Origin of the sequence: Ensifer sp. LC163 (assembly GCF_001695855.1) — a bacterium.
In the GTDB taxonomy this organism is placed as follows: Bacteria; Pseudomonadota; Alphaproteobacteria; order Rhizobiales; family Rhizobiaceae; genus Ensifer.
The window spans coordinates 166412-178014 of the sequence record NZ_MBSS01000034.1; the positions used below are offsets into that span (position 1 = coordinate 166412).

11 protein-coding genes are annotated in these 11603 nt (G+C 62.4%); 4 read left to right on the forward strand and 7 right to left on the reverse strand.

What is annotated here, in order from left to right:
- Positions 1-9: 9 nt before the first annotated feature.
- The 4 genes from BC360_RS23395 to epmA all read right to left on the reverse strand — a co-directional run bounded on the left by BC360_RS23395 (position 10) and on the right by epmA (position 4738).
- Complete coding sequence (locus BC360_RS23395; RefSeq protein ID WP_083222703.1) at positions 10-1452, reverse strand: MFS transporter; 1443 nt, start codon at positions 1450-1452, stop codon at positions 10-12.
- Positions 1453-1646: 194 nt separating this feature from the next.
- On the reverse strand, positions 1647-2549 hold the full coding sequence (gene sigJ, locus BC360_RS23405) for an RNA polymerase sigma factor SigJ (protein WP_065797071.1): 903 nt from the start codon (positions 2547-2549) through the stop codon (positions 1647-1649).
- Between the two features lie 87 nt (positions 2550-2636).
- Positions 2637-3689: a lysine-2,3-aminomutase-like protein gene (locus BC360_RS23410; protein WP_065797072.1), complete on the reverse strand. Its 1053-nt coding sequence runs from the start codon at positions 3687-3689 to the stop codon at positions 2637-2639.
- On the reverse strand, positions 3686-4738 hold the full coding sequence (epmA, locus tag BC360_RS23415) for an EF-P lysine aminoacylase EpmA (RefSeq protein WP_065797187.1): 1053 nt from the start codon (positions 4736-4738) through the stop codon (positions 3686-3688). Before epmA ends, BC360_RS23410 begins: the two co-directional genes overlap by 4 nt.
- 177 nt (positions 4739-4915) lie before the next feature.
- Between epmA and efp the strand changes: the two genes are divergently transcribed.
- Entirely contained in the window at positions 4916-5485 is a 570-nt protein-coding gene (gene efp / locus BC360_RS23420; RefSeq protein ID WP_065797073.1) for an elongation factor P, read from the forward strand.
- Between the two features lie 301 nt (positions 5486-5786).
- On the forward strand, positions 5787-7028 hold the full coding sequence (locus BC360_RS23425) for an SAM-dependent methyltransferase (protein WP_065784588.1): 1242 nt from the start codon (positions 5787-5789) through the stop codon (positions 7026-7028).
- A 43-nt stretch (positions 7029-7071) separates the two neighbouring features.
- Here the strand turns inward: BC360_RS23425 and BC360_RS23430 are convergent, their stop codons facing one another.
- Positions 7072-7881 (reverse strand): lipo-like protein, encoded by an 810-nt coding sequence (locus tag BC360_RS23430; protein ID WP_065784587.1) that lies wholly within the window; start codon positions 7879-7881, stop codon positions 7072-7074.
- Positions 7882-8045: 164 nt separating this feature from the next.
- Between BC360_RS23430 and mbfA the strand changes: the two genes are divergently transcribed.
- Positions 8046-9029, forward strand: coding sequence for an iron exporter MbfA (gene mbfA / locus BC360_RS23435; RefSeq protein ID WP_065784586.1), 984 nt, complete (start codon positions 8046-8048; stop codon positions 9027-9029).
- Positions 9030-9102: 73 nt separating this feature from the next.
- Here the strand turns inward: mbfA and BC360_RS23440 are convergent, their stop codons facing one another.
- Both BC360_RS23440 and BC360_RS23445 read right to left on the reverse strand, forming a co-directional pair.
- Positions 9103-9723, reverse strand: coding sequence for a transglutaminase-like cysteine peptidase (locus BC360_RS23440; protein ID WP_065784585.1), 621 nt, complete (start codon positions 9721-9723; stop codon positions 9103-9105).
- A gap of 287 nt (positions 9724-10010) precedes the next feature.
- Entirely contained in the window at positions 10011-10820 is an 810-nt protein-coding gene (locus tag BC360_RS23445) for an alpha/beta hydrolase (RefSeq protein ID WP_065797074.1), read from the reverse strand.
- Between the two features lie 219 nt (positions 10821-11039).
- Here BC360_RS23445 and infC point away from each other — a divergent pair, with 219 nt between their 5' ends.
- On the forward strand, positions 11040-11576 hold the full coding sequence (infC, locus tag BC360_RS23450) for a translation initiation factor IF-3 (RefSeq protein ID WP_077503129.1): 537 nt from the start codon (positions 11040-11042) through the stop codon (positions 11574-11576).
- Positions 11577-11603 lie beyond the last annotated feature (27 nt).

Here is an 11603-nt window from a genome sequence, read left to right on the forward strand (position 1 = left end):
AGAAACGCTCTAGGCTCCCGCTGCCTTTGCTGCACGCGCCCGCCGGACACGCCTCGCCGTCAGGATCGCCAGTGCCGGTGCCAGCGCAAACAGCCAGAAGAGCCATTGCGTCGCGCGGGCAACCCCGTCGGTGGTGCTTGCTTCGATGCCCGCCAGGTTGGCAGTCAGGCCGGCAAGGGCAGAACCAAGCGCGGCGGCGAAAAGCTGGACGGTGGTGATCGAGCTTGAAGCCTTCTCTTGCTCACCCTGTGGCGCGAGTTCGTAGACGGCCGTCACGATATGCGGCCAGGCGAAGCCCATGCCGAAGCCGACCGCCATGATACCGGCCGACAGCGGTGCGGCGATCGCCGCAAAGCCGGCGCCAGCCATCGGCATGAACACGGCGATCAGCGCCAGTCCGGCAAAGCCGAAGCTTGGGCCCGCGAAGATCGTGCGCTGTGCCCGGTCGCCATGCCAGTGCGCGCTCGTCATCGATCCGGCGGTCCAGCCGATCGACATCAGCGCGGCGATGTAGCCGGCAACCAGCGGCGACAGACCATGCAGTTCCTGCAGCAGATACGGCACGTAGATTTCCGGCTGCATGCCGATCATCAGCAGCGTAATCGTCACATAAAGCGCCGCCAGCGGGGAGGTTATGGTGAAGCTGCCGCTCGGCAGAAGCTTGCCGGCAGACCGGCGCTCGACCAGCAAAAGCACTGCGAACATGAGCATGGCAGTGCCGACCGAGGCGAGCTGTTCGCCCGATGTGGACAGAGTGCTTGCGATCGAAAGCGCCAGGACGATGCCGACCAGAAGCAGCAGCTGCAGCACGGGCAGCGGTGTGCGCTTGCCTTCGGACGAAGCGTTGCGCGGCAGCGTCCAGAAGGCGAGTGCTGCCAGAAGTGCGGTCAGCGGCAGCAGCGACCAGAAGGCGGCGCGCCAGGTGGCAAATTCGGCAAACATGCCGCCGACGGCCGGGCCGATGAGCGTTGCCGTGCCCCAGGTGGCCGAGATCAGGCCGATGGCGCGGGTCCAGAGCGCCGGGGCAAAGACAAGCCGGATGACGCCATAGGCAAGCGCATAGAGCAGGCCGCCGCCAAAGCCCTGGATCGCCCGGCCGCCAAGCAGCACCAGCATATCGGGAGCGGAAGCACACATGAGCGTACCGAGGCCGAAGACGAGCGCGCCGATCGCATAGGCCGAGCCTGCGCCGACGGCGGCAAGCAGCCGCGCCGAGAGCGCTGCACCGAGGATCGATGCGGCGACGAAAACCGTCGTGCTCCAGGCATAATATTCGAGCCCGCCGATCTCGCGCACGATCGACGGCATGATGGTGGTGACGACATAGATGTTCAGGGCATGCAGAGCCACGCCGCCGCTCAGCACGATGGAATGAATGGCGTTTTCGCCCGACAGCAGGGAGAGCCAGCCGCTGTCGGCCTTGCCAGCGGGTTGGGATGTCTTGTCGAGCATGTGTCTGCACCTTTCCTGTGCGTCACGACGGCCGGGTGACAAACGCTTCGCGCATCGCTGCGCGCGCGTCGGCCTTGCCCCGTCGGTGCCGATAGAGCGCTCCCGTTTCAGGGTCTTCGAGCCGCTCTATCTCTTTGTTTTCACGCATTTCCCGACGGAAAGCCGCTTCGCACTTTTCCTGGACATGTTTTGATTCAGTGAACCGCAGCGTCACCGAGATGGGTGAGCTTGTCCGGATTGCGAACGATGAAGATGTCGTTGACGTTTCCGTCGCCGTCATAGCCGAAGGAAACGCTGGCGGCGATATCATTTTCGGTCTCGCCCCTGAGCACAATGCCGCGGCCGCCGTTGATCTCGGCGATTTCCCAGACATAGTGCGCCCAGTACTCCGTGAGCCGGTCGGCGATGAAGGCAAGCACGGTGTTCTTGCCCGAGAGCACGCCGAGCACGGTTGCCACCTTGCCGCCGCCATCGGCCGTCAGCCGCACGTCAGCCGAAAGCAGGCTCGAGAGGCTGGAAATATTGCCGCCGTGGATGGCCGCGTGGAACGCCGACAGCAATTCGTCCTGGCGTTCGCGCGGCGTCTGGTGACGGCTCTTCTCCACGCCGATATTGGTCTTGGCGCGCGACACCAGCTTGCGTGCGGCCGCCTCCTGCATGTCGAGCGTTTCGGCGACCTCCTCATAGGGCTGGCCGAAGATTTCGTGCAGCAGATAGGCGGCCCGCTCCTTCGGCGTCAGCCGCTCCAGCATCAAGAGGAAGGCGGTGGTGAGCGACGAGGTCAGCGCCAGCTTTTCCTCGGCATTGTCCTCGCTTGCCGTGTGGATCGGCTCCGGCAGCCAGGCGCCGACATAATCGACGCGCTTGCGGTGCGCCGCCTTCAACAGATCGAGGCAGCGGCGGGTGCAGGCGGTCGTCAGCCAGGCGGCCGGGCTTTCGATCACCCTCTGATCGGCCTCCTGCCACTTAACGAACGTGTCCTGCACCGCGTCTTCCGCGTCCGCGCGCGAACCAAGGATCCGGTAGGCGAGACCGAGAAGGCGGGGACGCGCCTCCTCGAAAATTGCCGTGCTGCGGACGCCTTTCGTATCGGTCATGTCTCGGCTCCATTGGGGTGTCGATCGTTGCTCATGACCATCTGACGATTGGCTTGCTGCACCTGTGACGCCGTCTTGAAATTTTTCTCAGATTTTTGGCGGGTAGGCGTGCTGCTCGCCGCGGAAGTCGGTGACCGTGTAGCAACCCCCGCCGTCCGCGGCGATCGATGCTGCGCTGATCACAGCCTTGCCGTGCCCGCCGGGAATGTCGAGGATATAGGCCGGCTGGCAGAGGCCGGAGACGCGGCCGCGCAACGATGCGACCAGCGCCTGACCTTCCTCGATCGACAGCCGGAAATGGCTGGTGCCCGGCGCCAGATCCGGGTGGTGCAGGTAGTAGGGCTTGATCCGGGTCTCGACGAAAGCGCGCATCAACGCGGCAAGCACGTCCGCATCGTCATTGATGCCTTTCAGCAGCACCGACTGGCTGACCATGACGACACCGGCATCGATCAGCCGGGCCGAGGCGTCGCGCGCTTCCGGGGTCAGTTCACGCGGATGGTTGGCATGCAGCGCCACATAGGTTGCCTTGCCGCTCGCCTTGAGGGCCGCGATCAGGTCGGCGTTGATGCGCTCGGGCTCGACCACCGGCACGCGCGTGTGAAAGCGCACGATCTTGACGTGAGCGATCGGTTTCAGCCGCTCCATGATTTCGGTGAGCCGGCGCGGCGACAGCACCAGCGGGTCGCCGCCGGTGAGGATGACCTCCCAGATCTCCTCATGTTCGGCGATATAGGCGATCGCCGCATCGAGTTCGGCAGGTGTCAGCGTGCCAAGGCCTTGCGGCCCGACCATTTCGCGGCGGAAGCAGAAGCGGCAATAGACCGGGCAGACATGCACGGCTTTCAGGAGCACCCGGTCGGGATAGCGGTGGACGATGCCTGTCACCGGGCTGTGCGGCCTGTCCCCGATCGGATCCTCGCGCTCTTCCGGCAACAACGTCAGCTCGGCCGCATCGGGCACGAACTGGCGGGCGATCGGATCGTTCGGATCGTTACGGTCGATAAGCTTTGCGATCGTCGGGCTGATGGCGACGGCATAGCGCTCGGCGACCCGCGAAACGGCGTCTTGCTGCGACGGTTTGATAAGGCCGGCCTCGACGAGGTCGCCGGCCGTCTTGATCGGGCGATGAACGTTCATAACTGCGTCTCCGCTACCGGTGCCCAGAGCACCTGGTCGATGCGCGATGCACCCGTTGCCAGCATCGCCAGCCGGTCGAAGCCAAGCGCGATGCCGCTGGCTTCCGGCATGATCGTCAGCGCCGCCAGAAAGTCCTCGTCCAGCGGGTAGGTCTCGCCGTAGACGCGGGCCTTTTCCGCCATTTCCATCTCGAAACGGCGGCGCTGCTCGGCGGCGTCGGTCAGTTCGCCGAAGGCATTGGCGAGTTCGACGCCGCAGGCATAGAGCTCGAAGCGTTCGGCAACGCGATGGTCGCGCGCCGTCGGCCGGGCAAGGGCAGCTTCGGCGGCCGGGTATTCGTCAAGGATTGTCGCGCGGCCAAAGCCGAGATGCGGTTCGATTTTTTCGACAAGCACGCGGCTGAACAGGTCGGCCCAGGTGTCGTCGGCGGCAACCCGCAACCCGACCGCTGCCATCGCGCTGGCAAGCGCGTTCCGGTCCGTTTCGCCGTTGGAGGCGATCGAGGCGAGCAGGTCGATGCCCGCAAAGCGCGCGAAGGCTTCGGCCACTGCCAGGCGTTCCGGCTCGGCGAAGGGGTCGCAGGTGCGGCCCTGGAAGGTGAACTGGCCGGTGCCGGTCGTCTGTGCCGCGAGTGCAAGGATATCGGCACAGTCGCGCATCAGCGTCTCATAGGTCTCGCCGGCGCGGTACCACTCGAGCATGGTGAATTCCGGATGATGCAGCGGCCCGCGCTCGCGGTTGCGGTAGACATGGGCGAAGCAGGCGATGCGTTTTTCGCCGGCAGCAACCAGCTTCTTGCAGGCAAATTCCGGTGAGGTGTGCAGATAGAGCGGGTGGGCGGAGCCGTCATGGTTGAGCGCCTCTGTGCCAAAGGCGTGCAGATGAGCCTCGTTGCCCGGCGAGACCTGCAGCGTCGCGGTATCGACCTCGATGAAGTCGCGCTCGTCGAAGAACCGGCGCAGCGCCGACTGGATCCGGTTGCGCCCGAGGAGAAACGGGCGCCGGTCGGCATGGACGTGCGGCGTCCACCAGGGTGAGGCATGCGACATGGTCGTTCGATCCAGGCTTTCTTCGCGCCCCAGGCTTTCTTCGCACCAATGCCGGCGCAGGCTGGCTATTTGCACGAAATTAGGGTAGTGGCGGCGCGATATCATAATTTTCGCGTCTTTCGGGGCCGGCTTTCCCGGCGCGCCGTGTCGCGCATACCTCTGTTACAAGGAAGACTAATGGTCAAGGTCATCGCTTCATCAGTCCGCAAGGGCAACGTTCTCGACGTTGACGGCAAGCTCTATGTCGTTCTTACCGCGCAGAACTTCCATCCGGGCAAGGGCACGCCGGTCACCCAGGTCGACATGCGCCGCATTGCCGACGGCGTGAAGGTCTCCGAACGCTACCGCACGACCGAGCAGGTCGAGCGCGCCTTCGTCGAAGACCGCGAGCACACTTTCCTTTATGAAGATGGCGAAGGCTTCCACTTCATGAACCCGGAAAGCTACGACCAGCTGGTCATGACCACCGACGACATCGGCGACCTCAAGGCCTACCTGCAGGAAGGCATGGCCTGCATTCTTTCGATCCACGAAGGCCTGGCGATCGCCATCGACCTGCCGCGCCACGTGACGCTCGAAATCACCGAGACCGAACCGGTCGTCAAGGGCCAGACGGCATCGTCGTCCTATAAGCCGGCTGTTCTGTCGAACGGCGTTCGCACGCTCGTTCCGCCGCATATCCAGGCCGGCACCCGAGTCGTCATCGCGACCGAAGACGGCTCCTATGTCGAGCGCGCCAAGGACTGACACGATCAGGGACTGGCACGATCGAGTGATCGCATCGAACGGGGACGGCGGGTTCAACCTGCCGTCCCCGTTGTCGTTTCTGCCGCATGTTTCCCTAGATCGGAATCGATTTAGGGACCAAATTATCCAGCAGATCGAAAATACGACAGCGTCCCTTGCGTGCCATGTTTGACGCTTGGCGTCGTACAGCCTGCAAGCGGCGGCTGCGGCTCGATCAGCAACCGCAAATTTAGGGGGAGCATTTCGAAAAACGGGTGCTAGGATGCCGGCGCCACGACGTTGCTGTCACGAGAGGGTCTGCATGTTTCCATTGTCGCACATGATGAAGTCGTTCATTCGCAAGGGTCGCCTGACGGTGATCGACGCCGATGGCAAAAGACACATTTTCTCCGGCGTGCCGGGACCCGAAGTCACGATGCGGCTCACCGACAAGAAGCTCTATCGCAGCCTTGTCTTCAATGCGGAGCTGGCGGCTGGCGAAGCCTACATGGACGGCACCATGCGGTTCGAGGAAGGCTCGACGCTCAAGGACTTCCTGACGCTGTTTTCGATCAACCGGCTCTCGCTCGGCTCCTATCCGATCCAGAAGGTGCTGCGCGCAGTGAAGATGCGCTTTCGCAAGCGCCAGCAGGCAAATCCCAAGGGCAAGGCGCAAGAGAACGTTGCGCATCACTACGACCTCGGCAACGACTTCTACAAGTTGTTCCTCGACGACAACATGCTCTATTCCTGCGCCTATTTCCGTGAGCCGAATGAGAGCCTGGAGAAGGCCCAGCGCAACAAGCTGCGGCTGCTCGCCTCCAAGCTTTGCCTGGAGCCGGGCATGAAGGTGCTCGATATCGGCTCCGGCTGGGGCGATCTGGCGATGTACCTGGCGAAGCTCGAAAATGTCGAAGTGCTGGGCGTGACGCTTTCGAAGGAGCAGCAGGCGCTGTCCTCGCAAAGGGCCGAGGCCGCCGGGCTCGCCGATCGCGTTCGCTTCGAGCTCAAGGATTATCGCGACGTGCAGGGGCCGTTCGACCGTATCGTTTCGGTCGGCATGTTCGAGCATGTCGGCGTGCATCACTACGATGAGTTTTTCAAGAAACTCAATGCGCTGATGCGGGATGACGGCCTTGCCGTGCTGCATTCGATCGGCCACATGAGCCCGCCCGGCATGGCGAGCGCATGGCTGCGGAAATACATCTTCCCCGGCGCCTATTCGCCGGCACTCTCGGAGGTCTTCGACGTCGTCGAGCGCAACAGTCTCTGGGTCACCGATCTGGAGTTCCTGCGCGTGCACTACGCCACGACGCTGGCGCATTGGGGCGAGCGGTTCGAGGCCAACCGCGACAAGGTGATCGCGATGTATGACGAGCGTTTCGCTCGCATGTGGGAGTTCTATCTGATCAGTGCCGAGATGATGTTCCGCACCGGCAGCCAGCTCGTCTTCCACATGCAGCTGTCGCGCTCACGTGACGCGGCGCCGATCGTGCGCGATTACATCACCGACCGGCAGCGCGACTTCATGGCCCGCGAGCACGCACTCGACCTCAATATCTGACCGGCCCCATCTGACCGGCCCCATCTGACCGGCTTCGTGCCGGTCAGTCTCCGTTCCAGCGCAGCCGCTTGTAGTCGAAGCCGAACTCGAGCGTCGGCTTGACGATCGAGAAGAACGGCGAAAGGTCGAAGTCGCGTGGCGTGTAGAGCGAATGGTGGCGGATATGCAGGATCTCTTCGCGTGAATAGGTGGAGGTGGCCGACGCGTGCCCGGGCGCGCGCGTGACCCCCGGCAGGATCGGATAGCGGATCTGCTGGAAGGCTTCGGCAATCAGCGTCGAGCAGATCGCCCGCGTCGGATCACCCGAGCCAAGCGCCAGCAGGCGCCGGCGCCAGCGTACCGGCACCGGCGGTGCCGGCATGAAATAGCGCAGCATGTCCAGAATGTTCTTCAGGTCGTATTTCATGCCGAGCCGGGAGATCATGAAGCCGACCAGCGCGGTGCGATCGTCGGGCGTCAGCGCCACCGGCCGGCAGATGCGCGTGTTGAACGATGCATATTTCTTTAAAGGCACGGCGATGCAGCCTTCGCCGATATTCACCTCGATCAGCTGTGGCCTTTCGATTACCGGCAGGGTCGCCTGGTCGAGCGTCAGCGGCATCTGGTCGCCGGCGAAAAATGCAGCATGCGACCAGGTCGATTGGGTCAAATATTTGATCGCAGCGGAAACCCTCTGGTTGCCTTCGATCAACAGGACGTCGCCCGGGCGCAGCGTGCGCGCCAGGGTTTCCTGATCGGATGGCGTGTAGGGTTCATAGCCAAGGGTCTGTGTCTGCAGCCTTGCGGCCATGCGGGCGCCGAGCCGGTCCAGAAATGTATCCTTGCTTTCGGAAAGCGGGTAGATGGTCTTCATGGAGGCGGCCGCTCCAACGACGGGAATGGGGATAAGCATGCGCCTGCATGGTGGCCGAGCCGCGACACTCTGTCGAGTGATTGTCTCGTGATTGCATGGCTTTGGCCTTGACGCACATTCCCAGGGTTTCTATTTTAGAATTATTCTAAAGAAGGTTTTCGCTGATGTTTTCCCGCCTCTTCTCCCGCTCCAAGCGTTCGTTTCTTTCTCTCACCGAACAGGAAATCCTGGCCCTGGCGATCTCGTCGGAGGAAGACGACGGCCGCATCTATCTCGCCTATGCGGATGCGCTGAGAGAAAAATATCCACACTCGGCAAAAGTGTTCGAGGAAATGGCGGAGGAGGAGAGCCACCACCGGCAGTGGCTGATCGACATGCATGTCCAGCGCTTCGGCAACCGGATCCCGCTGGTCCGCCGTGAGCATGTGCGCGACTTTCCCGATCGCAAGCCCGACTGGCTGATCGCTGAAATGCCGATCGAGAAGGCGCGCGCGGAGGCAGAGGCGATGGAGGAGACGGCGCACCGCTTCTATGTCGAGGCGGCAGCACGAACCCAGGATGCCGCGACGCGCAAGCTGCTGGGCGACCTGGCGATTGCGGAAAAATCGCATGAATCGCTTGCCCGCAGGCTCGGTGAAAAACACACGCCGGACGATGTCCGCGAGGAAGAGGATCAGACGGCGCGCCGACAGTTCATCCTGACTTACGTTCAGCCGGGACTGGCAGGGCTGATGGACGGCTCGGTGTCAACGCTGGCGCCGATCTTCGCGGCCGCCTTTGCGACGCAGGATACCTGGCAGACCTTCCTCGTCGGCCTTTCCGCTTCTGTCGGCGCCGGTATTTCCATGGGTTTCACCGAGGCTGCGCACGACGACGGCAAGCTTTCCGGGCGCGGCTCGCCGATCAAGCGTGGCCTCGCCTCGGGCATCATGACCGCCCTCGGCGGCCTCGGGCACGCGCTGCCCTATCTTATTCCGCATTTCTGGACGGCGACCATCACGGCCGCTGTCATCGTCTTCTTCGAGCTTTGGGCGATCGCGTTCATTCAGAATCGCTACATGGAAACGCCGTTCCTGCGTGCCGCATTCCAGGTTGTGCTCGGCGGCGGCCTCGTGTTGGCGGCGGGCATCCTGATCGGCAACGCCTGATCAGCCCCCCGCTTGAAACGAAAAATGGGCCGGTCTGACCGGCCCATTTTTGTAAAGCGATGATGTTGCGGTATCAGTTGCCGACCGAGCCGACGACCACTTCCGCGCCATTGTCGATGGTGACCCAGCGACCGCTGTTGAAAGACGCCTGACGCTTGAGGTAACGGTAGGGCGTCTGGGTCCAGAGCTTCACGCCGTTCTCAAGATTGTCGAGGACGAAATCGCCCTGGGCGGTGCGCACGGTCAGGACCGCATGGCCCTCGCCATCAGGCTTGCGCACAACGGTGACCAGGAGGTCGCTTGCCGGGAAGCCTTTGCGCATCAGGCGCTTGCGCTTCTCGAGAACGAAGTCTTCGCAATCGCCTGCATCCTGCGGATAGGTCCAGACTTCATCCCTGCCGAAGAGTTCCTGATCGGTCACCGGTGTGATTTCGCGGTTCACGGAAGCGTTGACCTGGCGGATCGTCGCCCAGCCGCGCTCGGTGACACGCGGCGCCACGCTCGTCTTCGATTTGACGCTGCATTCGCCCTTGTGCTTCTGACAGAACTCGTAATGTCCGATCGGCTGCGAGGTAACCGAGCCGGTCTGCATCCAAGGAGAGGATCCCGCCTGTGCGGGAATTGCCGTGTTCGCTGAAATGAAAAGTGCGCAAAACGCCGCGATACTTCCCTTAACCCCAGTCCAAGACGCCATACAAATCCCCTGCGTGACGCGGTATTCCGGGCTCTTGCCGTCCGGACGTATTCGCGCAATCTTGAGTTGAGGGCAGCTTGTTCAGGTCTTCCGCCTCACGCTGCTCTAATCGTTAACAAAGAGTTAATAGAGTTGGGACGGGAGAGTCAATCTACTGATTCGGGCATTGGACTTTATGGTTAAGGCCGATGTCGAAATGCAGCGCAAAGCCTTGCGTAGCAGGCGGTCTGCCGCGCATGGGGTCGAAAAATTGGGGTAGAAGGGGCTTCGAACGCAGGCTTATCGGCTTAGGCCGAAGGCAGCATATTTCCGATCGCCTGTTTCATTTTAGCAATGTCTTCCTCGCGCGAAAGACGATGGTCGCCGTCACGGATGAGCGTCATGACGACGTCGTCGGCGAGAAGGTGCTCCATCAGTTTCAGCGCGTGCGTGTAGGGCACATCCGGGTCACGCATGCCCTGGAGAATGTGAACCGGGCAGCCCGTAGTGATCGTGCCGACGAGCACGCGGTTGTCGCGGCCGTCCTCGATCAGGGCGCGCGTATAGATGTTGGGTTCGGGGCTGTATTCGGACGGTTCCTCGAAATAGCCGCGTTCCGCAAGCGAGCGCTGCTCGATCTCCGTCAGGTTGGGTTCGATCAGTTCGGCGGTAAAGTCGGGGGCGGGCGCGATCAGCACCAGCCCGGCGATGCGTTCGCCCATGCCGCGCAGGCGCAATTCCTGGATCAGCCGCAGCGCGATCCAGCCACCCATCGAAGAGCCGATCAGGATCAGGCGCTGCCCGGGGGCGGCATGCTCGATCACGGCAAGGCTTTCTTCCAGCCAACGCGAGATCGTGCCGTCCTTGAAGGCGCCGCCGGAGGCACCATGGCCGGAATAGTCGAACCGGATGCAGTCGGTTGCCCGCTCGCGGGCAAGGCGCTCGACCTCGATGGCCTTCGTGCCGGTCATGTCCGAGCGGTAGCCGCCGAGCCACGCAAGCGTCGGCCGATCGCAAGGCTTTTGCGCCCGCAGGATCTTCATGGCGATGCGGCGACGGGCGGCATCCTTGCCAACCTCGATGAAGGTTGTTTCGGTTTCGGCTGGCGTCGTTTGCATCTCAATTCTCTCCAAATGCCCGGATTGGCGGCGAATTTCTTTCTAAAACAGATTCGTCTTGGCTTCGACAGGTGGTGATTTTCCTTGTGAGCCATGCTATTGACTCTCCCGTCGCAATTCACACATTGCCGTCGGCGGCAGATTGAAGCATTTCGGCTGAGGCCGCGCCGACTATTAATTGAAACCGCATTTCGGAAACAGCTCGAGGAGAGTACGACCATTCGCAGACCGTTCAAAACGGACGCCCCCGTCAAGGAGGGACCGCGCTCAAACAAGGAAATCCGGGTTCCCCGGGTTCAGCTTATCGATGCCGAAGGCCAGAATATCGGTGCCGTCCCGATCGACCAGGCGCTCCGCATGGCGGAAGAGGCCGGTCTTGATCTGGTAGAGATCGCGCCGAACTCCGAACCGCCGGTGTGCAAGATCCTCGATCTCGGCAAGCTGAAGTACGCCAACCAGAAGAAGGCGGCCGAAGCGCGCAAGAAGCAGAAGATCGTCGAGATCAAAGAGATCAAGATGCGTCCCAACATCGACACGCATGATTATGAAGTGAAGATGCGGGCGATGAATCGCTTCTTCGAGGAAGGCGACAAGGTCAAGGTGACCCTGAAGTTCCGCGGTCGCGAAATGGCGCACCAGGAACTCGGCATGAAGCTCCTGCTTCAGGTCAAGGACGACACCCAGACGATCGCCAAGGTCGAAGCCGAGCCGAAGCTCGAAGGCCGCCAGATGATGATGGTCCTCGCTCCGCGTTGACCGCCGCTGACGGACGGGTCGTCCGTG

Coding starts and splice junctions, on each gene's coding strand:
- epmA (WP_065797187.1), bottom strand. CDS start 4,738: ATGTCGCATGCCTCACCCTGGTGGACGCCGCACGTCCATGCCGACCGG.
- efp (WP_065797073.1), top strand. CDS start 4,916: ATGGTCAAGGTCATCGCTTCATCAGTCCGCAAGGGCAACGTTCTCGAC.
- BC360_RS23430 (WP_065784587.1), bottom strand. CDS start 7,881: ATGAAGACCATCTACCCGCTTTCCGAAAGCAAGGATACATTTCTGGAC.
- mbfA (WP_065784586.1), top strand. CDS start 8,046: ATGTTTTCCCGCCTCTTCTCCCGCTCCAAGCGTTCGTTTCTTTCTCTC.
- BC360_RS23440 (WP_065784585.1), bottom strand. CDS start 9,723: ATGGCGTCTTGGACTGGGGTTAAGGGAAGTATCGCGGCGTTTTGCGCA.
- BC360_RS23445 (WP_065797074.1), bottom strand. CDS start 10,820: ATGCAAACGACGCCAGCCGAAACCGAAACAACCTTCATCGAGGTTGGC.
- BC360_RS23425 (WP_065784588.1), top strand. CDS start 5,787: ATGTTTCCATTGTCGCACATGATGAAGTCGTTCATTCGCAAGGGTCGC.
- sigJ (WP_065797071.1), bottom strand. CDS start 2,549: ATGACCGATACGAAAGGCGTCCGCAGCACGGCAATTTTCGAGGAGGCG.
- BC360_RS23395 (WP_083222703.1), bottom strand. CDS start 1,452: ATGCTCGACAAGACATCCCAACCCGCTGGCAAGGCCGACAGCGGCTGG.
- BC360_RS23410 (WP_065797072.1), bottom strand. CDS start 3,689: ATGAACGTTCATCGCCCGATCAAGACGGCCGGCGACCTCGTCGAGGCC.